We start from the raw sequence: 24040 nt of genomic DNA on the forward strand, positions 1-24040 counted from the left end.
ATTTTAATTCAAATTGTATTAAATGCCATACTTTGATAATAATTCTTCTATACGTTTATCAGAAAATAACCTAAAATCAGAAATCTCATCTATCGTCCCATATCCAACAGCTTGCTTACCCCAAACATGCTTTTCCCTTCGTACTTAATTAGTATAGCACATCTTAGAACTATTATATGATTTTTTTCGTGCATTATAAAAAAAGAAAGTATCCGTAATAGATACCCTCTTATTTTTACCTAAATTAAAAGAAAAGCATTAATAATTTATTATATTCAATTCCTTATATCTTCTGCTCCTATCCTTGTTAACCAGATTATCCATTCTGTCAACTTCAATGATTGTATATCTATCATACAATTCCCGTATCTGCTGGCAATCGTTATAAGACAATACAAATTTCCCTCTAATATTGCCCAGGCACTCCCTCAGCCGTTTATGGTCTTCCGGATTAAATCGATCTGGATAATATTTCTCCGCTTCGTAGTAGGGAGGATCCAGATAGAATAATGCATCTGGTCTGTCATACGTTTTTATCAGTCGTTCAAAGTCTTGGTTCTCAATTACCACCCTATTTAATCGTCCAGAAACTGCTTTTAGATAATCAACTGCCTTATATATATCCCTGGAACTTACACCGAATGATCTGCAGTCTGACCCAAAACTCTCCCTGATCAGGCAGAAGAAACGAGCGGCCCGTTGTATGTCGGTCATTCCTCTGGTGTTCCTGCTTAGCTCATCAAAGAACTGCTCCCTGGACATAAGCAGCCATTCCAGTTCCTTCTGCAGTGGATCCGGGTGATATTTAACCACCCGGTATAAATTAATCAATTCCCCGTTTACATCGTTGAATACTTCCAACGGAGCATGTTTATTCTTTGAAAATAAGACCCAACCGGCTCCGCCGAATACCTCAATATACCGGCTGTATGAGCCCTGATCTGGAAATTGTTCCAGTATCTGCTTTCGTAATAGCTTTTTTCCACCAATCCAACTTATAAAACTATTCATGCAACAGCACCTCCAATATACATACAGCATATCATTAATAACCAGTGCAATTCTATGCAAAATTACTTTTTAACTGTTTTCTTATTTACTCCTTTTACTATACATAGTATAATTTTATTAACTTGTTATTATCTTTGCAAATTATTTTAGAGAATTTCAGAACATTACGTATCTAAGCTTATGATAATTACAAAATATACTTAAGATTAATTGGAGAAAAAATGCATCTTTTAATATATTTATCAATTGCAATCCTATTTTTTGTCTTATTGAGCTTAATTGATTCTAGGATTGATTACCAAAACAAAAGTATTTACTATACAATTTATAATCAAAATGGCACTACTTTTATTCGTGTACCATATCTTATATGGCAACAAAATAAAAGAAAGGAAATAGAAGAAAGATTTTCAGAGTTCGTAGAATATGAAGGACGTTTATATAGCGTTAATATAGCCTTTAAAAATCAGGCCCATATATCCGAATCAGATAGCGGAATTATAAGCCTATTTTACAGAGATTATTATGCAGAGATTGAAGCATTTAAAAATAAAGAACCAAATATAGTAATTAATACACAAATTGACGGAAATAACAATACAGTAAATATTGTTCAAAATATTACTAATAATATATCTAATAGTATAGATGGCTTACTTAATGACAATCGTATAGCATTTGAAGATAAAAAGGATTTAGAACTCTTCAAATATAAGCTTAAATCGAATGAAACTTCAAGTAATGACGCAAATAAAATAATAGACAAACTAACAAAGTATACTCCTTATATTACATTAGCTAATACATTGATAACCTTAATAAAAACTCTTTATTCCTTATTCTAAGTAATTCAAGAATAAATAGATAACATGCCTTAGAAACCACGGAAGTTTGTGATTTCTAAGGTTTTTTGATTTCTAAAACACACTTATTTTGTAGGTAATATTATGGATGGCCTTACTATGTATATTGAATATCTGCCTGGTGCTATAATCCATTTTGTCTGCAATTTCTTCCCATCGGCAGCCCCTTATATACCGATATTTCATTAAACGTTTCCCCTGCTCATCTTCCAAGGCTTCGATTTTATCATACAGCTCCAAGCAAATCTTCACCTTTTGATACCGATAGTAAATAGCTTTCTGTTTCATTTCATTCAGGGCAGAGACATATTTTTCATCATAGCCATATGTATTAATTTCCTTTTGTATTGCCTGGATTTCTTCTCCAGCTTCAACGATGGCAGTATTAAGCACAACCAAACTCTTTAATTGTTCCTTGACCGTTTTTTTCATCATGCTGAACATCTCTCCCTCACGTTTCTTAATGTATCCGGTGTAGACTGAGCATAATAAATAGCTGTCACTGATGGGCTGGAATGCCTCAAAATCTCCTGAATGGTGCCAAGGTCCACTCCCTTGTTTTTAAGGTTCATTCCCAGAGTTTTACGCAATTTATGAGGATATACCCGGCATTTCAATTTGGCCCGGTTGCCAATAGTTTTTAAGATGCTCCGAATCCCGGAAGTTGACAACTTTTCATAAGGTTCCCTACAGTGAGGAAACATAAACGGACTATCATCACTCCTGGAGTCAAGATACTGCCGGTAATAATATCGAGCTTCATCATCTAAGAAGATGGGCTGATACTTGTCGTTCTTCTCTCCCAGAATCACAATGTCTCCGGTCCTCCAATCTATCTGATCAATAGTAATATCAACCAACTCTCCGACTCTGGCACCGGTGCTCCGTAGCACTTCTATTAAGGCGCGCTCCCTTGGTTTCTTACAAGCATCTCTCATCTTTGCCATCTCTTCTGGCTTGAAATAATCAATCGGCTTTCGAACCGTTTTCAGCGGATCAGTAGCTTCCACCGGATTTTCACCTATTAACTTTTCCTTCCGCATCCAAGTGAAGAACGCAGATAGAAAACGTCTTTCGTTATTCACAGTCACAGCTTGGTTCTTTTTGCCGCCTGCATTAACATTTCGCTTCTCGTACCATGAAAGATAATAACTGATATCTGATTCCTCAATTTTATCCAGTGGCTTATCAATCAGGGTAATCAGACTTTTTACCGTACCAAGGTAAGCTTCCTTTGTATTATCTTTGATTTTCTTCTTAACAATGAATAGCTGAATAATGTATTTGTTTTTCTGATCCACATCATTCTGATACTCTACCGGAAGAGTTGTAATCTCCTCCATATTGACATTAACAAATTCCTTTATTACCACCTGATGAAGAATGTCTAGAACTTCTTTCGCCACATGCCCTGCCATGGCAACAATGATATTATTTATAACCTGTGCTTTAACAGTTTGTCCATTCACAATATGTAATCTCCTTATCTATAAATTTCAGTTGCTTAAGGAGACAAATTGATTTATAATATCCTTAAGCGTGAAGCGGTAGAAGAACTTTTGTCGGGGACTCTGCCGCTTGTTAATTGTCTATGATTCGAATGTATGTTCTTTTTGAGCTATTTTTTTACCGGGGTCTCTATGCCCCGGCTTTTATTTTAATTTTTGGTTAAAAAACTACTAGTTTTACTTGATTTTTTATAATAAAAAACCAATAACTGAAAATTGATAGTTGGTTTTTTAAATATATTAAATTATAGTTCTCATAAGTTCATATTTATCATATAAAACACTTGTTTGATAAACAGCTTTATTGTTTGTATTGGCCCAAATCATGATTTCTCTTTTATATTCTTCTGGGCAATTAATTCCAAGAGTTACAGACGTAATGCTATCTTTCAAATTAATATTTGCTCTAATTTGTTTTTCATAAACTGCAATTCTCCACTCTTTCTCGTACTCCCACTCTTGAGCTTTATGAAATAAGAAATTAAATGAATTATATTGGTTACCCTCAAAATCATATGTAGAATCATAAAATTGTTTTTGATATATAACAGGAAGAAAAAAACGCTTTGTATGATCAGGAATCATAGTGGTATCATATTCTATACAGAATCCTTTGTGGGAATCTGCATAATGTGCCCACATTAAAAGTGAATTCCATTGTTCGCAAAAACAAGCCACCCTCATCTTTTCCTGGGTAAATTGCTTGACTTCCAATTGTATTATATCAAAGATATCTTCTGCAGATTCCATGTTTAGCTCAATGTCTATACCCGTATTATCATAAAATATCTTTCTTCCACATATATCCCAGAATTTATTAATCTTAATATTGGGGACACCATCAAATGGATCATTAAACTGGCTAGGTTTCGAAAGATATATCTCGCCATCAAATAAATTATTTTTCCAAAAATTATTAAATGTTCGATATCTATATAACTTTTTTGGAACATACTTTATCATGTAATCCATAACTTCATTTGTACTTATATTTTTATCTTGTATAAGCCGCTTATATTGATCATACATATACTTACTTCCTTTATAATTCTATATATAATAGTATAGCGTATACTATATCAACTATCAATATTCAATTTCCAATGTGCAATAATATATTAACATTAAGCAATTCTAAACTGTTCCTGGCTATCATCAATCCTCATGTTTTCTTTTCCATGCATACCCACCAGCATGATGCCTCTCGCCTCTTATAACCTTTTCAATATTTGTACTGTGGATATTATTACTTTTGGCAGCTTCTGCTAAAGAAGAATATTTTCCTTCTACTTCACCAGTCACCAGATTTACCTTTAATACAGGGATTTTCTTGCGGCCGCCCTGGCCTGTAACACGATATAGCCCCATCTTATAAGCATGGATTTGATTTTCTCCATTAGTTATCCACTCAAGATTACTAACGTCATTATTTCTTTTATCTGTGTCTATATGATTAACCTGCAGCTTATTCTCCGGATTAGGGATAAATGCGACCGCTACAAGTCTATGTATTTTCGCCGTTGCTTTCTTATCATGTAAATTCATTCGAACACGTAAGTATCCTTTATTATCTAATTGTGGTTTCAATATATGACCTGTTATCTTATTCCTGACAGTACCAGTATTACTTACTTGATACTGTTCGCCGTAAATGTAAGTATCTTTCCATGTTTCTACATTTACCATTTTCAAAAAGGACCCGCTATAGCATTACCCCGGCCGGAGGTCGGCTCCTTTCTATTATTACTTTGCTGTTCTCCAAATCCGTTCAAGTTCTTCCAAGGTTACGTGAATCAGGAGGTTGTTTATAAAGTAGCAATTTTTATATTCTCTGGAAATGGCCCCGATCATATCAACAAGACCATTCCAGTATTCATCAGTATCATTTGGTTCGCTGTACTGTTTAAACAGTTTCCATGCTCCGGTAAGACACTCCTCATACTGCTTATCCTGAAGAGGAGTACCGCCGGATTGAATCCGTTTTATCTCCTGCCAAACCACCAGACAAAATAGCCGGCCCATGACCGGATTATCATGCTTCTTTATCATCTGCTCAACATACTCTGGCTTAACCATCTGTCGATTCTTCATAAATTTCCATGAATCCGTATAAGCAGACCAGTACTTTCTAAGCTGATTCTCATCCATCTATTCCACCGCCTTATATGGAATACAATACCGGGCCTTTACTTTTGCCTTATCGTCTATGTAAGCATCAGCGAATATCTTCCGTGAATCATTACCGAAATGCTCTATCATTTCCGTCAGATTCTCATTTACAGCGTCAAATTTCAAACCGTGAGAATTACACCATGAAACAGCTTCTTCCAAACGATTTCCGCATCTACAAGTCCAGAGAATTACTCTGTTCCCCTCTCTTCGCCTTTTAATCAAATGTTTAATCAGAGCAGTGTTAGGACTACCAATTCCGGGCCAGACACTTTCACATAAGGTCCCGTCAAAATCAACAGCATAAATAGTATATTTTCTACCTTCGTTCATATCCCACCGCCTTTATGCTTCGTTCACAGGAGAAGCAACTCTCATTACCAAATCTTCCATCATAATGTTCGCAGGTTCCGCAGTTCTTCACGGTCCACAACATTATGAGCTTTCGTAAAAGCATATGTAAGTTATATCTCATAGCCGATATACCTCCGTTATTCACAGAAGACCGGAATGAAAAACGCCCATAAGCAACCAGGGTTCTTCGTAATAAAAATCCCTATGGAAACTGCAACTGCTACGCTTACCCATTTAACCCAACCATTCAAATTTATTCTCCTTTCTTCAAACCATTTTGTCGAGTTCAACAATATGGTTAATTATGCGAATCTAGTTCATGCCAATAGCATCTTGATAAGTTTGTGAATGCCTCTCCCATTTTTACGCCCCATTATTTTCCTGTACCTGCCCAAAATTGGAAAAGCTTTGTATCGTTTTTTCTCCAACAATGAAAATGGCCTATTGTTTCATTGAGTAATTTGTACTCGATACCATTTCTTTCAAATTGAGAAATCACTTATTGAATTCTATCCGGTGTCTTAGCGACCCTGATTTGATGACGTTTTTTTTGCTTCTGCTTTTAAGAATTCTCCAACTTCCCTCATGTCTCCCATGCTTTTTGTCTCCTATATTTCAGTTTAGAATTTTAAAGCCTGACCACAGTAAGCACAGAACTTATCTGATATATCAATATCATCATTCTCACCAATTATTCTCTTACACGATGGGCATCTGACCCAATCCTGCTCATCACTACCATCTGAAACTGCCATCTGAGGAATCTGCTTTTCCAAAGCTTTTATAGCCGCGTTTATGGCTTCTCCCTCTTCACAAGTGGTATCGTCAAAACCACCTTGCATTCTTCCATTAACCATCTTACAGTTCTTTGGATACATGGTTTTCAGCTTTTCTATAGCTATTTTTGCTTTCATAAGTTTCCTCCTCAAAATAATAATTTTCATGTTCTTTTGGAAAGTGGTTTTTGCTTTTATAATGCCGTTTTCCAGATGCCGATTTGCCGGGTTTGTCGTTGTGAATATTCGAGGTCAATTATTCATATTGGATACTCTTTTGTTTAAAATTAGCAATAAATATGATATAATCAATGTGATCGTAATATTCCTCTGTTGCAGCTTGTTGAGGTTTGGAGGGAAAGCGAACTAAAAGTGAGGTAACAATCATGAGTGACCAAAAGAGATCGCAGTTGCCGATACCAGCGCGGATGACAGTTGGTATTTTTCTGATTGCTTTTCCCATTATAGGGGGAATTGCCCTTACCATTACAGGTCTATTAGATAGGTATGTACTGGTATACATTGGATATTTATTGAGTGGTTGGCATATATTCGGCCTTTGCACCAATCAGTTTATCTTCTTAAAGCGCTTTTTCGGGAAGGATCTTTCGTTTCAATATAGCGAGAACGAACTGTGGAGCAAACGCTTTGGCATAGTAATGAATTTGCTTTTGCTTACCTTTGGCCTATTCCTGCTTGGCCTTGGAATTTATGATTTGATCCGATGATATATATAATATATATAAACATAGTTCACCTCCGATTCTAATGGTGAGCGAGGAGGTGCCACCCTTATTTTGGACGGCGCCTTAAAGTGGATTTTGAGCATGGTATAATAAACTAGACACTTAGATAAGAGAATTCTGTGAAAGGTGGATGGTTTATGGTAAGAAGAAAGTTTGATAGGAATTTTAAATTAGCAGCGGTAAAGCTTGTTGTTCATGATGAGATGCCTGTCTCTGAAGTAGCTAAGCAACTGGAAATTCATTATAATAGTTTATATCGCTGGATTCGTGAATACGAAGAGTATGGAGAGAGTGCGTTCCCTGGTCATGGGTGCGCACTTTATAATTATCAGTATGAAATAAATAAATTAAAAAATGAAAATAAGCATTTGCAGGAGGAACTTGAATTGTTAAAAAAATTCCGGGCCTTCTTGAAGAAAAAGAATGTGTGAGATTCCAGTTCTTAAAGGATAATCAGGAAAAATACAACATCAAGAGGGCCTGTAAAACACTCAATATATCCCGCTCTGGATTTTATGAATATTTAAAGCGTAAAGAATCTGACCGTGCCATTGAAAACAAGGTACTGAGTCAGGAAATCATACGAATATTTGAAGAGCATAAAGGGAGATACGGCTGTTTAAGAATTTCAAAGGTGCTGGAAAACGAGGGTTTAAAGATTAACCATAAACGTGTCCAGAAACTTATGCGCTCCATGGGCTTATATGCTAAGGGAACCCGGTATCGATATAAGCATTATCATAGTTCTCTTCAAATGGAAGAAAGACCAAATCTATTGAACCAAGTCTTTCAGTCTACTGGGAGAAATAAAATATGGCTTGGCGATATTACTTATGTGCCAACGAAAAAAGGCGTTTTATATCTGGCTGTATTTTTAGATATATTCTCCAGAAAAATCACAGGCTGGTCCATGGGAAGAAGCATGAAAGATACTCTCGTAATGGAGGCTTTCATGCAGGGATATGGCCGGGAACTTCCGGAAGATGGATTAATTGTTCATACCGATCAAGGTTCACAATATACAAGCGGTAATTTTAGAAGTCTATTGAAACAACATAAAGCCATCCATAGTAATAGCCGAAAAGGGAATCCCTATGATAATGCAATGATGGAGTCTTTCTATCGAACCTTAAAAAGAGAGCTTATTCTGGATGCTAGATTTGAAACACCAGAACAAGCTCAAATGGAAATTTTTAAATATATTGAACTATACTATAATACGAAGCGCATGCATTCTGCACTGGGCTATATTTCTCCTGCACAGTTTGAGCGAGAAAACTCATAAAATCAACTTAACTTTGTGTCTAAAAAATGTTGACAAGTCCAAAAAGATAGATGCATATAAAGCAATCATGAGATATAAAGAGAATCCGTATGATTTAAAAAACGATTTAACTGTCAAAGAATTATATGATGCGTGGTTATCAAAGTACATATCAGATAATAACTTAGATGGTAATAGGCGCAAATCGTATGATGCTGTTTTTAAGTATTGCGGACCAGCTTATAACATCAAAGTCGTTGACTTTTTACCACCTATTATTGAAGAACATATAAAAACTGCCTATAAAATTGGTGAAAAGGGGAACGATGCCGGTAGAAAGATTGCTGCAACTTATATAATAAAAGGCAATATTAAAGCTTTGTATAATCTTCTTTTTGATTATGCTGTCTTCCGACGAATTGTAACAGAAAACTATGCTAGGACGTTTACAACAAACACAAGCAAAGGGGACTGTCAAAAATCCAGAGAGGGCCGGCCATACACTAAAGATGAGCTAGCAATTCTCTGGGATAATAGCGGTGACCTTTTCATTGACATGATTATTGTTCAATGCTACTCTGGCTGGCGTCCAGGTGAGGTCATTATTCTTGCCGTAAATAACATTGATCTAGAAAACAGGACATATACTGGCGGAGTAAAAACTAGCAATGGTATTAATAGAACAGTACCCATTCATCCAAAGGTATTACCAATAATTCAAAAATATTACGATGAAGCCATTGACATAGGAAGGCCTATGTTGTTTGGAAGAACACAAAAATTTCACGGTTCGTATAGATACATTGAAAATTCATTCAGAAACTCTCTGTTGAAGAAAGAATCCGAACTTGGCATTTTGGGTCATGTTCTACATGATGGCAGGCATACTTTTTCAACATTCGCAAAAGAATATGGAGTTGATGAATACGCCAGGAAAAAATTTATGGGACATTCCATAAAAGACCTAACAGATAGAGTTTATACTCACATGGACATTGAATGGTTTAGGACGGAAATAGAGAAGATTTTATAGTGTTGTATAGTTTGTTGTATAGTACGTTACTACCAATGCGATTTTATAATACTCTTATTTCATAATTATTCAGTTATAATCAGCTACAGTTGCATAATCAGTTGTAATCACTTATAAAAAGCTTATACCATTCATTCACAGTTTTTTCACAAGACGTACAAAATTTATTTACAACTTCTACAAACTTTTTTCACATCTGTCTTATATAATAAAGATAGTAACAAGAGGAACTCCAAACTTGTTAAAAATAAAACTTTTTTTCATAACTGGCCGGTGAAAGTCACATTTCACCGGCTCCTCCCTTTTATGGGCCAATTATTTCCCAGTTGCAAAGAAACTCTTTCTATTATAGAATAGGGAAGGTGCCCATGGCATATGCAAACTTGGAGGATATTATTACATGAAGAAAAATGCAATCGTAGGACAATCCGGCGGACCAACCGCTGTGATCAACGCAAGCCTTTACGGCGTCATCAAGGAAGGAATGGCCCAGACTGAAATCGGAAGGGTTTACGGAATGCTCAATGGCATAGAAGGCTTCATGTCCGGCAATTATATGGATTTAACAGATAACCTGACAGAAGAAGAGCTGGAGCTTTTGAAATTAACACCTGCTGCTTATTTAGGTTCCTGTCGCTATAAACTTCCTGACGATCTGTCTTCTCCCTTTTATCCTGCTCTTTTTGAAAAATTCCGAGCTATGGATATCGGATATTTCTTCTATATTGGCGGTAATGATTCCATGGATACGGTAAGTAAGCTTTCCCGCTACGCCGCCTATCATGGAAGTCCTATCCGTTTCATTGGAATTCCCAAAACCATTGACAACGACTTGATTTTAACAGATCATACTCCCGGATACGGCAGTGCTGCCAAATATGTGGCTGATACCGTCCGTGAAATCGTTCTGGACTCTTCTGTTTACCAGCAAAAGTCCGTCACCATCATAGAACTGATGGGCCGTCATGCAGGCTGGCTTACTGCTGCCAGTGCGTTGGCCAGAAAATTTGATGGCGATAATCCCCTGCTTATCTATCTTCCTGAAACGGATTTTGATTTTGAGCAGTTTGCTTCGGATGTAAAAGCTGCCCTTAACAAACACAATTCCGTTATTATCTGCATCTCAGAAGGACTCTCTGATTCCCAGGGCAAATTTATATGCGAATACGCGGATGAAGTCCGTTTGGACACCTTTGGTCATAAAATGCTGACCGGAAGCGGTAAAATGCTGGAGAATTATGTACGTAGCCGTTTTGGTGTAAAGGTCCGTTCCATTGAACTGAATGTAAACCAGCGCTGCAGCGGCATGCTTGCTTCTGCAACCGACATAGAAGAATCCGTGCAAGCGGGCTCAGAAGGAGTAAAGGCCGCGTTAAAAGGTCTTACCGGAAGAATGGTCGCTTTTCACCGCACAGGAAACTCCCCTTATTCCATGGAATGCATCACCGTTGATGTCAACGAAGTATGCAATCAGGAAAAGCTGTTCCCAGCCCAGTGGATCTGCGGCAATGGCACGGATATCTCCCCGGAATTTCTGGAATATGCCATACCGCTGATCCAGGGTGAGCCTCAAAGAAAGATGGAAAGCGGCAGACCCGTGTACCTGTACCGGAGATAATCATGGTATGCTTTTCCGAATCTTAAATTCCGTTCATTCATACGGCTCAAGAAAAGCGCCATGATCCTTTAATAGATTCTGAAGCTGTGCTACGTCGATTGATGCAACACTTATTCCCTGTTTTGCCGCAATCGCTGCCGCTGTACCGGCCCCTTCACTGATTGCCATCAGTATGGGCGTTACGCGGACCGCAGCACAGGCTTCATGAGTCGCACTGATGCATCGCCCGGCTACCAATAGGTTATCCAGTTCATTTGTATACAAACAACGGTATGGAATGGAGTACCAGCTTCCTTTTTTCAAATAATGATGCTCCATGGTTCCCCCATCAGGGGAATGGATGTCGATGGGATAGCCGCCCATGGCAATGGCATCTTCAAACATTTTGTTCTGTAATAAATCGGATGCAGTTAACCGATAAGCACCGTTTATCTTGCGGCTTTCCCGGATCCCGATATGCGGCCCTGTGGTAACGATAACTGCATTTTCAAATCCAGGAATGTTTTTTCTCATAAAGGCAACTATGGCATGTGCCTGTTTTCTGCCCTCTATCTCCGCTTCCGTTAAATCAAAAGAATCCAGAGCGCTTTTTTTAATGATCCGGGACATGTTAAGGATGTATTCTCCGGAATTGTTGGTTTCAAAGCAAAGCACCATATCTCTGTCAATCGGGAATTCCCCATTTTCCTTTGCCTTACTGATAACAGAATACGCCCCCTGCATGCCGCTTCTGGGAATCAGCTGCAGACGTACGAATGGAATGGTCTCAAGCATATCATCAGAATTATTCTTTATATATTCAATCATCTTATCCCGATCCACATTGCATACCTTGACATTCATTGTCATTGGCTGAGCCAGATGATCCTCCTCCCTGCCGTAAACACTTCCAATTCCTGCATGGGTGGCCAGGTCTGCATCTGCTGATGCATCAATGAACACGGATGCGGATACATCAAAGAACCCCTGTTTTGCATACAAACGCACCTTGCAAATCTTGCGGTCCTCCCATTCACAGCCTGTATAGACGGTATGATAGAGCAGATCAGCTCCGGCCTCTTTCACCATGCTCTCAAGAATCAGCTTCATTCCTTCTGCATCAAACGGGGTTACAGAACTGGCATACCCCACAAAATCCTCCATATGGCCTGGAGAAAAGCCTTCTCTTACCATACGCGCTATAATTTCCTCCGCAATTCCCTGCACCACTTGTGTATTTCCTGCATGGAATGTCATCTGGGGACCCGTTCCGGCCATCGTAAGCATACCGCCTAAGTATCCGTTCTGCTCTACCAGGAGGGTCCTGGCTCCGGATCTGGCACTGGCAATTGCAGCTACGGTACCGGCTGGTCCTCCTCCAATAATGACCACATCATAGGTTAAGTTCTGTTTCATATCTCTCCTCCTTTATCAGCTGATCATAGCGGCAGGCAAAGGCATGAGCACCGATTTCTGATAGTGCCCGGATCCCGGTCCGTCCGATTTTCAGACTGCCAATCCTTAGCATTGGCACCAGATATTCTTTACTTGTAAATCCCAGTTCACTCCATTCAAGAAAATGGTAATATTCATGGCTTAAAATCAAATTCATAGCTTCCCCCATCTCCATTTTATTTTCTTTTGCCCAAAGTGAAATGGATCTCAAATAAAGATGGATCCTCTTCTGTCCGGTCAGATAATCACTGAAATATCTCTGGTTTCCCACAACATAATCAGCATCAACCTTCTCGCAGGTTAAACCGCTTTCTGCTGCAATTCTAAAAAAATCTTTTTCCCCATTGTAACGCCCAAAAATCATTTCTGCTGCCGCTTCTCCCTTTTGCCACGCCCGGTCTGTGATCCTTTTTCTGTCCTCGGACCGGATTTTATGATAACAGCTGTCACGGCTTAATTCATCCTGTGCCAATTCCTTCCCCGGAAACGGCATGGAACTCGTATTCAAAATCCAATCACCACCTTATCCGCATTTATCCTTCTGTCCGGCCGGTCGCAATGATCAAAACCTTTTCATCCTTGCCAAAACCCGTCAGTTCCGCATTTCCCAGTGCACAAATTTGCGCTTTGCTCTGGAGCCCGGATAAATCAATGACCCGTTTCCCTGATACCAGATAAATATTGGGCAGATTGGCACCGCCATCATTAAACACCGTCAGCTCTTCCAGATACCATTCGATTTTTGTTTCCCAGTCCACAATCTTCACCTCTGAAACCAGAGCATTGCTTTTCTGAAGGCGGATCACACCTTCTTCATCAATCAGCCGAAGGGGAGTAGTTTTCTTTTTCACCAATCCCAGAAATTTCTTTTCCAGTCTCTGGGACTGTACGGCATACATCACTCCATTTTGAGCAGTTATGGATAACTCTCCCGGATTCATATCCATATTTTCGGCACAAATCTTAAGAAGCTCATCAACCGTCAGTTTTGTATTGCCTAAGACCTTACTTCTCATTTCCGTGGCACCTACAGCAATTGCCCTTAAAAGGTTTTTTTGCGTATCCACTTCTACATGAACCTCAATGGTCCCCGGCGCGGCGCCGCTCTGGATTGCTTTCTGTTCCACTTCCCTGCGAATGCTTAAAATATCTTCCTGGGAAGGACTTGACACCGTCCGTTCTACCATATCCCGTACCATGGCAAGAGCGACACCAATGGTAGAAATCACCGAGGCGTTGCCTGCGATCCGGTATTTATGCTTCATGGTCTTTGCAAGATGAGGAACCACGCTGGCCGCTCCGCCTCCGCCTCCTACAAACACAGTCTGTTCCGGGCGCATTTTATAGTCCTTTATAAGCTGTTCTGCAACCTTTGCATTTTTGGCTGCTGCAAATGCCATAGCCTTTTCTGCCGCCTCTTCCACAGTACAGCCCATTTGATCTGCCAATGGCTTCCAGGCTTTCCTTGCTGCTTCCACATTCCCATAGGAATAGTCTTCCGGTCTGACGTAACCGGCAATATTGGCGGCTCCCGCCATGGTGAGGGTCAACCGTACTCCATTGTCACATTCAATAACCGCATACTCCGGATCAGAAGGAACTGGCCTGACCGTCATCAGCCTTGGATTCTTAATAAGGTCGGCATCGGTATAAACTTCATAATCCAGACCGGCAATATGAGCGCTTCGCGGCCCCATGTTAACGGCCTTACCATCCTTTATCTGTACCATGCTTCCCCCGCCGATGCCCACGGTTCTGACATCAAGACTGCTTAAATAGGTTTTATGTCCTCCCACTTCTGCATATTGGATCATAACCTTGCCATCTTTTACGCAGGATATATCCGTGGAGGTGCCGCCGACCTCAAAAAAAAGGCCATCCGTCAGCTTTTCATACATCAGAGCGCCGGCAACACCGGCTGCCGGCCCCGAGAGAATTGTCATAATCGGCCGGTTCCTTACCTCATCCACGGTCATTACGCCGCCATCACAGCGCATTACCATGAGAGGATTTTTGATTCCAGCCTCTATGATGCTCGTTTCCGTCATAGTCGCCGCCTCAAGCATCTTAGGCATAATGCTGGCATTCACTACGGCCGTCCTGGTTCTTATTTTCAGACCGTATAGCTTTGATATTTCATTGGTAGCCGTACCCGGGATATTCATTTCCTTGCATTTTTCCAGAGCCAGATTCTCATGATACGGATCATCCACACTGAAAGCCTCTGCAGCTACAATACTGGAAGCCCCTTGTTCTCTTAAGGAGCGGATTGCATCCACGATCCTGCTTCCCAGACTGTCTTTATCCGAAGTGTCCACATATTCGTTCTGGCTTTCCAAAAATTTACCGGCTGCCAGTTCTATATTGCTGATATTGGTATCCGACCTGCTTTTTGCCCCCTGCAACCCGCTTCCCAGGGTCACAATTCCAACCGGAGCCACATCTCCTTCCAGAAGTGCATTGGTTGCCTGAGTCGTACCGTGAGCGATAAAAACAACGTCATCCGGATTAATATGACAATCCTCCATAATGCGCTGCAGTGCCTGAACAATTCCTTCTGCCACCCCCTGCCTGGAATTGTGGGTCGTAGGAGTTTTCACCACTCCTATTAATTCAAAAGTTTCATTATCAATGGCAGCGGCATCCGTAAAGGTACCGCCCACATCAATCCCGATGCGTACTTTCATAAATTCAATTCTCCTGTCCTAGCTTAAAAGTAAATGAATGCTGAGATTATCACACCGATTACGGAAATCGTCCAAAGATAGGGCAATAGTTTTTTTGTAATCGTATTCACATCTACCTCGGCGAAATTAGCCGTCCAGACGTTTTGTGTATTGGTGGGATCCCCACAGCCCTGGATCCTTTCTGCGGAAAGAAAAGCCCCCATAACAGCCTGCGGATTCAGTGTCCCAAGTCCGATCACCAGGGCTGCTATTCCGGAACCCAGACCAAACAGATTCATAGGACCTCTGTATAGGGATAATGGTGCCAGAATGGAGAAAAAGATTATGTATCCGACTTTTGAAGTTGGTATTACGGCAAGCAAAAATGGGTTCAGCACTTCCTTTACCATGGCGTGAGTCACTGCAAGATATAAGATTCCAATGCCCACCATTAAGATGATTGCAGGCGCTGCATCGGTAATTCCGTCATAACAGGTTTTTACAAGCAGATTCATGGCTTTGGAAAAGCTTTTGGATGTAAACAGCAGAATCCAGATTATGCCTGCCAAAAAAGAAGGAACAACGGGCACCTTTAAAAACGCTACCAGAATGATGGGAACAAGTGCTGTGATCATGGCAAGGCCACCGGCTGTTCCTCTCAGCTGCTTTGTCTGGAGCTGATCTGAAACGGGTGCGGAAAAGGCAAATTTTACTCCATTCTTTTTGAATTCCACAAAAATCAGGATGATGGTGGCGATCAGCGTTACAGCCAGCATATAGACTTCAAACCCTTTGATTTTATCAATTTCCAATCCGAATATGCTGGAAAATGATGTCCAGTTTGCAATATTAAAACTGAGTCCCACTGCAAATGCCATCAAAAATATGCTGGCAGCGCTGACGGCCGGAACACCCACGGAAATCAATATGGGCAAAACAATGGTTCCCACCATAATTACTGAACCCAATCCGTTTAAAGTAGTAAACAAAAGTGCAACTGCCGTTACCATGATCAGAGTAACAATTAACGGCCTGTCGCCTCCCAGCTCAGCACTTTTTTTGATGATATTTTCGGTCACTCCTGTCTTATTCATCAACTGTCCTAACCATGCACCAAAGATAACTGCCATGATAGCAGATCCCATTCTGACAGTACCGGCCTCTAAAACAGTGGAAAGCCAGCCAATCTGAGCCCCTTCCCCATTAACTCCCACTGCCGGAACTCCTGCAATCACGCAGATGACAACGGCCAGAAAGGGCAGAGCCAGCAAAGTAGGCAGTTTTTTTGCCATCATAAATGCTGCAATAACAAGAAAAGCAATGATGATACATGTTCCCTGTAACATACGAAATCCTCCATTTTTCAATTAGATGGTGTTTATAATTTATCTACCGCATTCCGGAACTGCCCGGTTACTTTTTTTACCTGTTCTGCAGACGGTTCCTTCCCCATAACAATGGCTCCGATCATGACGGCTTTGCAGCCGGCTTCATAAAGATGCTTTACTTCCTCCGGGCAAATCTTCTTTTGGGTAGGAATTAAAGTCGGTTTCCCAGCCTTAGCAGATATATGGGAATATCGTAAAATATCTGCATAATTAAGCGGCGCCCCGTAGCGTGATCCCGGCTGAGTGCTGCATTCTAAGATATCAATGCCGGACTGCCGGACTGCTTCCAGAGTATTCTGATCATACGTATCATCAATAGCCGCCATTTTTGTCAATACCCGGCTCTCCATCATATAACACGGAAGATGGTGAATGTAGGAGGAAAAGAACCGAAGTCCCATTTGTTCCACTTCAAGCCTTTCTTCCCTTGTAATAAAAGCATCTTCTCCTCCGGGCACAAGTCCAACCGGCACATCCTTGCATAGATCAATCAATTCTTTCAGGAACTGCCGGTTCTCTTCATAAGTTCCGAATGTATGGCCGCTTGCACGGTGCCATACATTTGCATGAACTTTAATTGCCTGGGCTCCTCCTTCTAATGCGGCTCTTGCCAGTTCCAGATTGTTTTCCGGCAGGCTGACAACCAGGGTAAATCTGTTTTCATTTACCACTTCTTTAAAATCCATTAACATCTCCTCTCTGAAATGCGGTCATCCGGCGGCCGTCCGGACGGCTACATTTCATAAATTACTTTTTTCAGTACTCTCTTACCTAAATCTGTTTCCATATGGTTAATCACAGGCTTTATTGCCTTGACTTCAACAGCGTGTTTTAATAAATGACTTTTCTTTAACTGCCCGCTTACACGTTCTGCCAGACGGTCTCCCTCATCCAGCCTGCCTGACAGATATACGTTTTCGATGGGAAACATCATGCAGATCATCTGCAATATATTAACTATTCCTTCGGAAAGTTTGTCTGCGGTCATTTTTTTTCCGGTATTTTCAACAAAGGGGGTCATATCCGCTTTCTTTCCCTCCGTCATATCAAGAAACGTCCCATTGGAGGTTATGGAAACGAAAATTTTTTTCCCAATCTCAATGTGTGCACTGTTGGGACTCTCTTCTTTTTTCATGATTTGCCGGAAGGAATAAACCTGGGAATATTCTTCCATGACGGGTACTTTAAACTGGGTTTTCACCGCTTCACAAAATGATATGCTGGCAGAAGACAATGAGGTGGAATACATAACATTAAAATCACTGGGGCTCATATCCTCCTGGAACAAAAGCCCGATTCCTGCCAGCTTCCCATTGCAAAAATTATCCGCATCCTCTCTTATGCAATGGGCGACCTTTTCAAGCAGTTCATTGCCGGTAATGTAATAATCGGATATCAGAACGCTATGCTTTTTTTCCAGCGCCAGATCTAAAAAATGCAAGACGGCCCTTCTCCAGCCAATTTCCAAAATTGCAATATATCCTTTGCTGTCATTAACCGATAATTCGATCCTTTTTCTGCCGCCCGTGGATGTGGTCACACCATTTTCCACGATCCAGCCTTTTTCTATTAATTCCGATGTCAGAGATGAAACCGTACTCGGTGAAAGCCCTATGATCTCAGATAATTCTATACGGGAAACCGTTTCCTTTTCTAAAATCACATTCATGATCAATCGCAAATTTTCCCGTTTCATGTCCTGTAAACCGCTTTTTTTCATATTTGTACAACGCCTTCCTTCTTTTTTCGGTCTCCGAAATAAGTTCTGTTTTAAAAATATATCAATTGTAACAAATTGTCAATCGAATCTTAACGATCTCTTCTATTTTAAGCAATGTGCACGAATTTATTTTTCGAATTTGTCAAAATCCTCCAATGTTTTATGACCGTCAGCCGAAATTCATCTATTTCAAAATGTTTTCTATATTAATATCTTTTTATGCATTTTTTGACAACATGCTTCATATATTCTATATAAGGCCTATTTCTATTTTCATAGCACTTATGGGAGAAAGTGAAAATGAACGGAGAAACTTTTTTAGACCGCATTCCTTGCGGCATACTGAAGCTTAAAACTGATGAAGATCTTACCATTCTTTATTCCAATCAGGCGATTAAAGCATTGTTTCAAACGCCTGCTTCCCTTCAGGACATGGTATGTGAATCAGAATATCCGGAGCTGCTGACGGAAATTCGCAGCCACTTGACAGGTGAAGCAGCCAGCTTTGAATTGGAATTCAAAGCAAAAATACAAAAAAGCTGCATCTGGTGTTCCTTGCAATTGAATTATATCCCTGAGGAGGAAATATTGTACTGTGCGATCTCCGATATCACATGTATGAAAAAATTCCAGGAACACTTACGGATCCGTGAAGAACAATACCGGCTGGCAAGCCGGCATTCCGGCTGCCTTGTAAGCATCTATGACATCCCTTCCAGAACCCTATCCCCCTCGCCTGAATTTTCCAGAACTTTCCCCTTTCCCTACACCCAGCCGCTCTCCCCCGAATTCCTTATTGAAAACGGCATTGTGCACAAGGAAAGCGTCACCGACTTTCTGGATTTTTATGATGACATGGAAAAGGGGATACCCGAGGGAAAGTGCATCACACGCCTGAAAATATGTTCCGGAGATTATCATTGGTTTTCCTCACAATACTCACTGGTGTGTACTGAGGAGCAAAAACCTCTCAGGGGAATCATATCCTACCAGGATATTACGGATCAATATGAAAAAGAACTGGCATATCAGAAGTGGATGGAATACATGCGTGAGCAGAAAAAGGACTGTATCGGCTATTATGAATATAATCTAAAATTTGACTTATTTGAAGAAATCATTGGAGAAATGACTCAGACCATGCCGGAATATGTCTCCAATTCCTTTTCCAGCATTATGAACTACATAGCAGAGAATCACATATTTGAAGAAGACCGGGAGATGTTTCTGAAATTCTTCAATAAAAACCAATTGCTCTACCACTACTATCGTGGGAACCGGTCCTTACGGCTGGAACACCGGCGTATACGCCCCGATTCCACCGTCTACTGGGGGATTGGCATGGTGCAGATTGTTTCTGATCCTTATACTGATACAATTAAGGCATTTATTCTCATTAAGGATATTGATGCAGCCAAACGGGAGGCCCTGAATCTTCAGGAGCTTTCCAAACAGGATTCCCTTACCGGCTTGCTGAACAGGGCAACTGCCATACATGCAATACGCAATACATTAAAAAACAGCCAGGGGCATCACATCCTTATCATGCTGGATATTGACCGTTTCAAGCAACTGAATGACAATTACGGCCATCAGTTTGGAGATAAGGCCCTCCACCGCGCCGCTTCAAGACTTAAATCCGCGTTAAGGCGTGATGATATCTTTGGACGGCTGGGAGGCGATGAGTTCATCATATTATTAAAAGATGTGGCTTACAGCATGGATTTGTACGCTCGCCTGGAAAATTTATGCAGTCTCATCGGCAGCGCTCTGGAACCGGAAGCTCATATTTCCGGCAGTCTGGGAACGGCCGCCTATCCGGAAGACGGAACCGTATTTGAGGAATTATATGAAAAGGCTGACATTGCTCTTTATCATGCAAAGAAACACGGCCGCAGCCAGTATGCAGTTTATGAACCTGGCATGAGTATGCCAAAATTATAAAATTAAGGGTGCTGTAAATCAATCATTGATTTAGCAGCACCCTTCTGACAAGCTGCGATAGCAACTATGAGGCTATGAGCAAGCAGCGAAGCGGATCGCGAATATCCGATTGACTTGAATCTTATAATATTTCTCCGTTGGATTTAATAACTTTTTGATACCAGGCAAAAGAGTCTTTCTTGAAACGATTATAACTGCCATTTCCGTAATTATCCGCATCAACATAAATAAATCCATAACGTTTACTCATTTCATTGGTTCCACAGCTTACTAAATCAATTGCTGTCCAAACGGTATACCCGAATATTTCCACACCGTCTTTTACCGCTTCTTTCATCGCAGCAATATGCTCACGCAGATACTCTATACGATAGGTATCGTGCACAGACCCAGACTCTTCCAATTTATCATTTGCACCAAGTCCATTTTCCGCTACAAAAAGTGGTACTTGATATTTATCATACAGTCGATTCAGTGTAATTCGAAATCCAAGGGGATCGATGGGCCAGTTCCATTCTGTTGTCTTTACATACGGATTGGGTTCGCTATCAACCAGGTTTCCGGATACACGGGTTCCTGTATCATCGTACTTAGCAACATAAGTATTGTAAAAGCTAAAAGAAATAAAATCTGATGTATTTGATGCAAGTAATCTTTTTTCTTCTTCCGTAATCTCAAATTCAATGTCATGTTCGGCAAAAAACCTCGTCATATATCCGGGATATTTCCCACGGACAGATACATCTAAGAAAAAGCAGTTTAACTGGTCATCCAACAATGCCGAGAACTGGTCTTCCGGTCTGCAAGTAGCGGCATAATTTTCCAGGCGAGCGATCATGCAGCCAATTTTAAACTTAGGGCTGATCGATCTGGCAATACTTGTTACATTTGCAGCTGCCAAAAATTGATGATGGATCGCTTTATATTTTGCAGTTTCAATATTTTTGGAAACAATCCTTTCCTGTAAAATTCCTGCGCCTGTATAGGGACTGAAAACCGTCATGTTTAATTCATTAAAAATAATCCAATATGTTACATCGTTTTTGAATTCATTTAAAATTACATTTGCGTACCTGACAAAATGATAAATCGTTTCTTTGCTTTCCCAACCATTTAATTGATCAACAATATCTACCGGTATTTCATAATGAGACATCGTTACAAGAGGTTCCATTCCATATTTCTTACACTCAGAAAATACATTTTTATAGAACTCCAAGCCTTCTTTGTTTGGTTCAGCGGACAGGCCATCAGGAAAAATCCGTGCCCATGAAATGGATAAGCGATAGACTTTCAGTCCCAGTTCGCCAAACAATTTAATATCTTCTTTATATTGATGATAGAAATCGGAACCTCGTCTTTTGGGAAAATTTCCTTTCGCTCCTCCAATCTTATTTTTTCTAAAATCCTCTACCGTCAGATCAGAGGTAAGAACTTTTAAGTTTTTTCTATTCTCAGGCTCGTAATAAGGAACAACATCAAATGATGAAAGTCCTTTTCCGCCCTCATTATATCCTCCTTCCACCTGATTTGCTGCAGTTGCTGCTCCCCATAAAAAATCATTTGGAAATCCTGTTATCATTTTTTATTTGTATTATGTATTTAGATTCAAATACATCAATACACTCCTTTCTTATAAAATTATAATACTGCAATAATATTCGTTTCCCAACTTCCTTTACTTCCTACTCCAAGCAGTTCAATTCTATTAAATACGGAGGCGTTTGTTACAATTACAGGAGTTATAATGTCTACCCCTTTCTCTTTCAGATAGTCTAAATTTACTTCCATCAATTTATCACCCACTCTTATATTATCTCCTGCTTTTACTGTTACCTCAAAGCCCACACCACCAAGTTTTGCCGAATCAATGCCGACGTGAATTAACAATTCGATTCCGCCTTTGGATTTTAAACTGATTGCATGTTTGCTTTCCGATATCATTGTTACTTGTCCTTCAAATGGTGCGCGGATTTCACGGCTTTCCGGTATGAATGCTACCCCGAGTCCAACAATCTGCTTGGAGAAAATTGTATCCGGAACATCTGTAAGCGATACTATTTCCCCTTCAATAGGGCTTCGAACAAATTCTTCATTCAATGTTTCTTCCGGAACTATTTGCGGCTCTTCTTTTATATTTATTTTCTTATCTTTCCATAAAATCAAGGTTAATCCAAAAGATGAAGCAAATGTAATTAACAGGCTGAGAATAATCACGGCTATGTTTGTATTATCACCGCCCTGGGTAATGTAAGCGGGGATCCCGGTAATTCCCGGCATGACAAAAGCATAGACTTTAACACCAAACATCGTTGCCACAAAACCTCCGATGCCGCCAGCGATCAAAGACGCATAAAACGGTTTTTTCTCATGAATATTAACGCCATACATTGCAGGTTCCGTAATGCCAAACATAGCGGAAATACCAGTAGATAAAGCCAGTGATCTAAGCTTCTTGTCTTTTGCTTTTGTAAATACAGCCAACGTTGCCCCTGCCTGTGCTATATTGCATAAAAAGAATAATGGGGCGATAAAATCATAACCTAATTGATTTAAATTTTGCAGCACAATTGGATTCACCACATAGTGCATGCCCGTCATAACGATCAGTGGAATTATTGCCCCTAAAATGAGTCCCGCAACCGGACCGGATACTGCAAAAATCCATGTAAGGAAGCTGGCTAAATAATAACCTGCATAATTCCCCAGCGGAGCCACTAATCCAAGTGAAATTGGCACAATAATAAACAGTGAAAGCATTGGCGCTATTAAAAGCCGTACTGTTTCCGGTGTTCTTTTGTCAATAAATCGATATACCTTGCTTAATAGCCATACGCTCAGCACAATCGGAATAATAGAAGCAGAATAATTAATGAATGGGATTGTTATACCGAATACATGTAAGACACCACCATTTGCTGCCCCTGTTATAATTGTTGGATACATCAATGAACCGGCTACTGTCAGCGCCAAAAATTCATTGGTTTTAAACTTTCGTGCCGATGTTACGGCAAGTAAGAATGGAAGGAAGTGAAAAGCGGCATCGGATAATATATTGAACAATTGGTAAATATCACTCTCTGCTGAAACTGCCCTGAAAGCCAATAACAATGCTAAAACACTCTTTACCATACCTGCTGCTGTAATTGCCGGCAAAACCGGTACGAATACTCCGGCTAATGTATCCATTAACTTTGTCATGATATTTGTTTTTTCTGCACTTACTTCTCCGTCTTGTTTTCCGGAACCATTCATATGAGAAACAAGATTTTCATATACATTTTTCACATGATTTCCAATGATGACTTGAAATTCCCTTCCTTTAAACTGAGCTCCGGCAATTCCTTCAGAATCTATTATTTCTTTTTCATTTACCTTTGAAGAATCTTTTAAATGAAATCTGAGCCGGGTAATGCAATGATATACATCCAGAATATTCTCTTCTCCACCCACATTTTTTAATATAGTTTTCGATAAATTATCATAATCCATCTCTGCTACCTCCTAAAATAAAAAACACCTGAAAAAGAAGCAAATGAAATTGCT

The 24040-nt window shown here is 40.0% G+C and carries 22 protein-coding genes; 6 read left to right on the forward strand and 16 right to left on the reverse strand.

Features of this window, described 5'->3' with window-relative positions:
- Window positions 1-258 precede the first annotated feature (258 nt).
- Entirely contained in the window at window positions 259-1011 is a 753-nt protein-coding gene (locus tag RT269_RS16080) for a DNA adenine methylase (RefSeq protein ID WP_313184050.1), read from the reverse strand.
- A 221-nt stretch (window positions 1012-1232) separates the two neighbouring features.
- Between RT269_RS16080 and RT269_RS16085 the strand changes: the two genes are divergently transcribed.
- Window positions 1233-1856, forward strand: a complete 624-nt coding sequence (locus RT269_RS16085; protein ID WP_313184052.1) for a hypothetical protein — start codon at window positions 1233-1235, stop codon at window positions 1854-1856.
- Window positions 1857-1928: 72 nt separating this feature from the next.
- Here RT269_RS16085 and RT269_RS16090 read toward each other — a convergent pair whose 3' ends face one another.
- The 7 genes from RT269_RS16090 to RT269_RS16120 form a co-directional block, all read right to left on the reverse strand.
- Window positions 1929-2309, reverse strand: a complete 381-nt coding sequence (locus RT269_RS16090; protein ID WP_313184053.1) for a hypothetical protein — start codon at window positions 2307-2309, stop codon at window positions 1929-1931.
- Complete coding sequence (locus tag RT269_RS16095; RefSeq protein ID WP_313184055.1) at window positions 2306-3343, reverse strand: tyrosine-type recombinase/integrase; 1038 nt, start codon at window positions 3341-3343, stop codon at window positions 2306-2308. The genes RT269_RS16090 and RT269_RS16095 overlap by 4 nt, the downstream gene beginning before the upstream one ends.
- Window positions 3344-3622: 279 nt before the next feature.
- The gene (locus tag RT269_RS16100) at window positions 3623-4411 is read right to left on the reverse strand and encodes a DUF2971 domain-containing protein (RefSeq protein ID WP_313184057.1); all 789 of its coding nucleotides are present in this window, start codon (window positions 4409-4411) and stop codon (window positions 3623-3625) included.
- Window positions 4412-4537: 126 nt separating this feature from the next.
- Entirely contained in the window at window positions 4538-5068 is a 531-nt protein-coding gene (locus RT269_RS16105; protein WP_313184094.1) for an NUMOD4 domain-containing protein, read from the reverse strand.
- Window positions 5069-5125: 57 nt separating this feature from the next.
- Window positions 5126-5530, reverse strand: coding sequence for a hypothetical protein (locus RT269_RS16110; protein ID WP_313184058.1), 405 nt, complete (start codon window positions 5528-5530; stop codon window positions 5126-5128).
- Window positions 5531-5884 (reverse strand): hypothetical protein, encoded by a 354-nt coding sequence (locus RT269_RS16115; RefSeq protein WP_313184059.1) that lies wholly within the window; start codon window positions 5882-5884, stop codon window positions 5531-5533. It lies immediately after the preceding gene.
- 641 nt (window positions 5885-6525) lie between these two features.
- Entirely contained in the window at window positions 6526-6819 is a 294-nt protein-coding gene (locus tag RT269_RS16120) for a hypothetical protein (RefSeq protein WP_313184061.1), read from the reverse strand.
- 248 nt (window positions 6820-7067) lie between these two features.
- Here RT269_RS16120 and RT269_RS16125 point away from each other — a divergent pair, with 248 nt between their 5' ends.
- The 4 genes from RT269_RS16125 to RT269_RS16140 all read left to right on the forward strand — a co-directional run bounded on the left by RT269_RS16125 (window position 7068) and on the right by RT269_RS16140 (window position 11342).
- A complete protein-coding gene (locus tag RT269_RS16125; RefSeq protein ID WP_313184063.1) occupies window positions 7068-7409 on the forward strand; it encodes a hypothetical protein in 342 nt (113 codons plus the stop codon).
- A gap of 155 nt (window positions 7410-7564) precedes the next feature.
- Window positions 7565-8712, forward strand: a protein-coding gene (locus tag RT269_RS16130; protein WP_313184064.1) for an IS3 family transposase whose coding sequence is annotated in 2 segments (ribosomal slippage) — window positions 7565-7826 and window positions 7826-8712 — 1149 coding nt in all. Because the reading frame shifts where the segments join, the coding sequence is not laid out codon by codon here.
- A 67-nt stretch (window positions 8713-8779) separates the two neighbouring features.
- Window positions 8780-9724 carry a tyrosine-type recombinase/integrase gene (locus tag RT269_RS16135; RefSeq protein ID WP_313184065.1) on the forward strand — a complete coding sequence of 315 codons (945 nt, stop codon included), beginning with the start codon at window positions 8780-8782 and terminating at the stop codon, window positions 9722-9724.
- A 400-nt stretch (window positions 9725-10124) separates the two neighbouring features.
- Complete coding sequence (locus RT269_RS16140; protein WP_313184067.1) at window positions 10125-11342, forward strand: 6-phosphofructokinase; 1218 nt, start codon at window positions 10125-10127, stop codon at window positions 11340-11342.
- 33 nt (window positions 11343-11375) lie between these two features.
- On the opposite strand, the gene RT269_RS16145 is transcribed toward RT269_RS16140, so the two are convergent.
- The 6 genes from RT269_RS16145 to RT269_RS16170 are packed head-to-tail and all read right to left on the reverse strand — an operon-like array spanning window position 11376 to window position 18550.
- Window positions 11376-12737 carry an FAD-dependent oxidoreductase gene (locus RT269_RS16145; RefSeq protein ID WP_313184069.1) on the reverse strand — a complete coding sequence of 454 codons (1362 nt, stop codon included), beginning with the start codon at window positions 12735-12737 and terminating at the stop codon, window positions 11376-11378.
- Window positions 12715-13284: a hypothetical protein gene (locus tag RT269_RS16150; RefSeq protein WP_313184071.1), complete on the reverse strand. Its 570-nt coding sequence runs from the start codon at window positions 13282-13284 to the stop codon at window positions 12715-12717. The genes RT269_RS16145 and RT269_RS16150 overlap by 23 nt, the downstream gene beginning before the upstream one ends.
- Before the next feature lie 25 nt (window positions 13285-13309).
- Window positions 13310-15463, reverse strand: coding sequence for a hydantoinase/oxoprolinase family protein (locus RT269_RS16155; protein ID WP_313184072.1), 2154 nt, complete (start codon window positions 15461-15463; stop codon window positions 13310-13312).
- A gap of 23 nt (window positions 15464-15486) precedes the next feature.
- The gene (locus RT269_RS16160) at window positions 15487-16788 is read right to left on the reverse strand and encodes a C4-dicarboxylate ABC transporter (RefSeq protein ID WP_313184073.1); all 1302 of its coding nucleotides are present in this window, start codon (window positions 16786-16788) and stop codon (window positions 15487-15489) included.
- Between the two features lie 32 nt (window positions 16789-16820).
- Window positions 16821-17516 (reverse strand): hypothetical protein, encoded by a 696-nt coding sequence (locus RT269_RS16165; RefSeq protein WP_313184074.1) that lies wholly within the window; start codon window positions 17514-17516, stop codon window positions 16821-16823.
- A gap of 47 nt (window positions 17517-17563) precedes the next feature.
- The gene (locus tag RT269_RS16170) at window positions 17564-18550 is read right to left on the reverse strand and encodes a winged helix-turn-helix transcriptional regulator (protein ID WP_313184075.1); all 987 of its coding nucleotides are present in this window, start codon (window positions 18548-18550) and stop codon (window positions 17564-17566) included.
- 300 nt (window positions 18551-18850) lie between these two features.
- On the opposite strand from RT269_RS16170, the gene RT269_RS16175 reads away from it, so the two are divergent.
- The gene (locus RT269_RS16175; RefSeq protein WP_313184077.1) at window positions 18851-20494 is read left to right on the forward strand and encodes a sensor domain-containing diguanylate cyclase; all 1644 of its coding nucleotides are present in this window, start codon (window positions 18851-18853) and stop codon (window positions 20492-20494) included.
- Window positions 20495-20615: 121 nt separating this feature from the next.
- Here the strand turns inward: RT269_RS16175 and RT269_RS16180 are convergent, their stop codons facing one another.
- Complete coding sequence (locus tag RT269_RS16180) at window positions 20616-22076, reverse strand: glycoside hydrolase family 1 protein (RefSeq protein ID WP_313184078.1); 1461 nt, start codon at window positions 22074-22076, stop codon at window positions 20616-20618.
- A 59-nt stretch (window positions 22077-22135) separates the two neighbouring features.
- Entirely contained in the window at window positions 22136-23986 is a 1851-nt protein-coding gene (locus RT269_RS16185) for a beta-glucoside-specific PTS transporter subunit IIABC (protein ID WP_313184079.1), read from the reverse strand.
- Window positions 23987-24040 lie beyond the last annotated feature (54 nt).

Source organism: Lacrimispora sp. (assembly GCF_032078915.1).
In the GTDB taxonomy this organism is placed as follows: domain Bacteria; phylum Bacillota; class Clostridia; order Lachnospirales; family Lachnospiraceae; genus Lacrimispora.

Bases quoted from the DNA above. Each gene is read 5' to 3' on its own strand.
- RT269_RS16105 (WP_313184094.1), bottom strand. From the start codon at position 5,068: ATGGTAAATGTAGAAACATGGAAAGATACTTACATTTACGGCGAACAG.
- RT269_RS16175 (WP_313184077.1), top strand. From the start codon at position 18,851: ATGAACGGAGAAACTTTTTTAGACCGCATTCCTTGCGGCATACTGAAG.
- RT269_RS16140 (WP_313184067.1), top strand. From the start codon at position 10,125: ATGAAGAAAAATGCAATCGTAGGACAATCCGGCGGACCAACCGCTGTG.
- RT269_RS16100 (WP_313184057.1), bottom strand. From the start codon at position 4,411: ATGTATGATCAATATAAGCGGCTTATACAAGATAAAAATATAAGTACA.
- RT269_RS16155 (WP_313184072.1), bottom strand. From the start codon at position 15,463: ATGAAAGTACGCATCGGGATTGATGTGGGCGGTACCTTTACGGATGCC.
- RT269_RS16165 (WP_313184074.1), bottom strand. From the start codon at position 17,516: ATGGATTTTAAAGAAGTGGTAAATGAAAACAGATTTACCCTGGTTGTC.
- RT269_RS16185 (WP_313184079.1), bottom strand. From the start codon at position 23,986: ATGGATTATGATAATTTATCGAAAACTATATTAAAAAATGTGGGTGGA.
- RT269_RS16080 (WP_313184050.1), bottom strand. From the start codon at position 1,011: ATGAATAGTTTTATAAGTTGGATTGGTGGAAAAAAGCTATTACGAAAG.
- RT269_RS16090 (WP_313184053.1), bottom strand. From the start codon at position 2,309: ATGATGAAAAAAACGGTCAAGGAACAATTAAAGAGTTTGGTTGTGCTT.
- RT269_RS16170 (WP_313184075.1), bottom strand. From the start codon at position 18,550: ATGAAAAAAAGCGGTTTACAGGACATGAAACGGGAAAATTTGCGATTG.
- RT269_RS16125 (WP_313184063.1), top strand. From the start codon at position 7,068: ATGAGTGACCAAAAGAGATCGCAGTTGCCGATACCAGCGCGGATGACA.
- RT269_RS16135 (WP_313184065.1), top strand. From the start codon at position 8,780: ATGAGATATAAAGAGAATCCGTATGATTTAAAAAACGATTTAACTGTC.
- RT269_RS16180 (WP_313184078.1), bottom strand. From the start codon at position 22,076: ATGATAACAGGATTTCCAAATGATTTTTTATGGGGAGCAGCAACTGCA.
- RT269_RS16160 (WP_313184073.1), bottom strand. From the start codon at position 16,788: ATGTTACAGGGAACATGTATCATCATTGCTTTTCTTGTTATTGCAGCA.
- RT269_RS16145 (WP_313184069.1), bottom strand. From the start codon at position 12,737: ATGAAACAGAACTTAACCTATGATGTGGTCATTATTGGAGGAGGACCA.
- RT269_RS16110 (WP_313184058.1), bottom strand. From the start codon at position 5,530: ATGGATGAGAATCAGCTTAGAAAGTACTGGTCTGCTTATACGGATTCA.
- RT269_RS16115 (WP_313184059.1), bottom strand. From the start codon at position 5,884: ATGAACGAAGGTAGAAAATATACTATTTATGCTGTTGATTTTGACGGG.
- RT269_RS16120 (WP_313184061.1), bottom strand. From the start codon at position 6,819: ATGAAAGCAAAAATAGCTATAGAAAAGCTGAAAACCATGTATCCAAAG.
- RT269_RS16085 (WP_313184052.1), top strand. From the start codon at position 1,233: ATGCATCTTTTAATATATTTATCAATTGCAATCCTATTTTTTGTCTTA.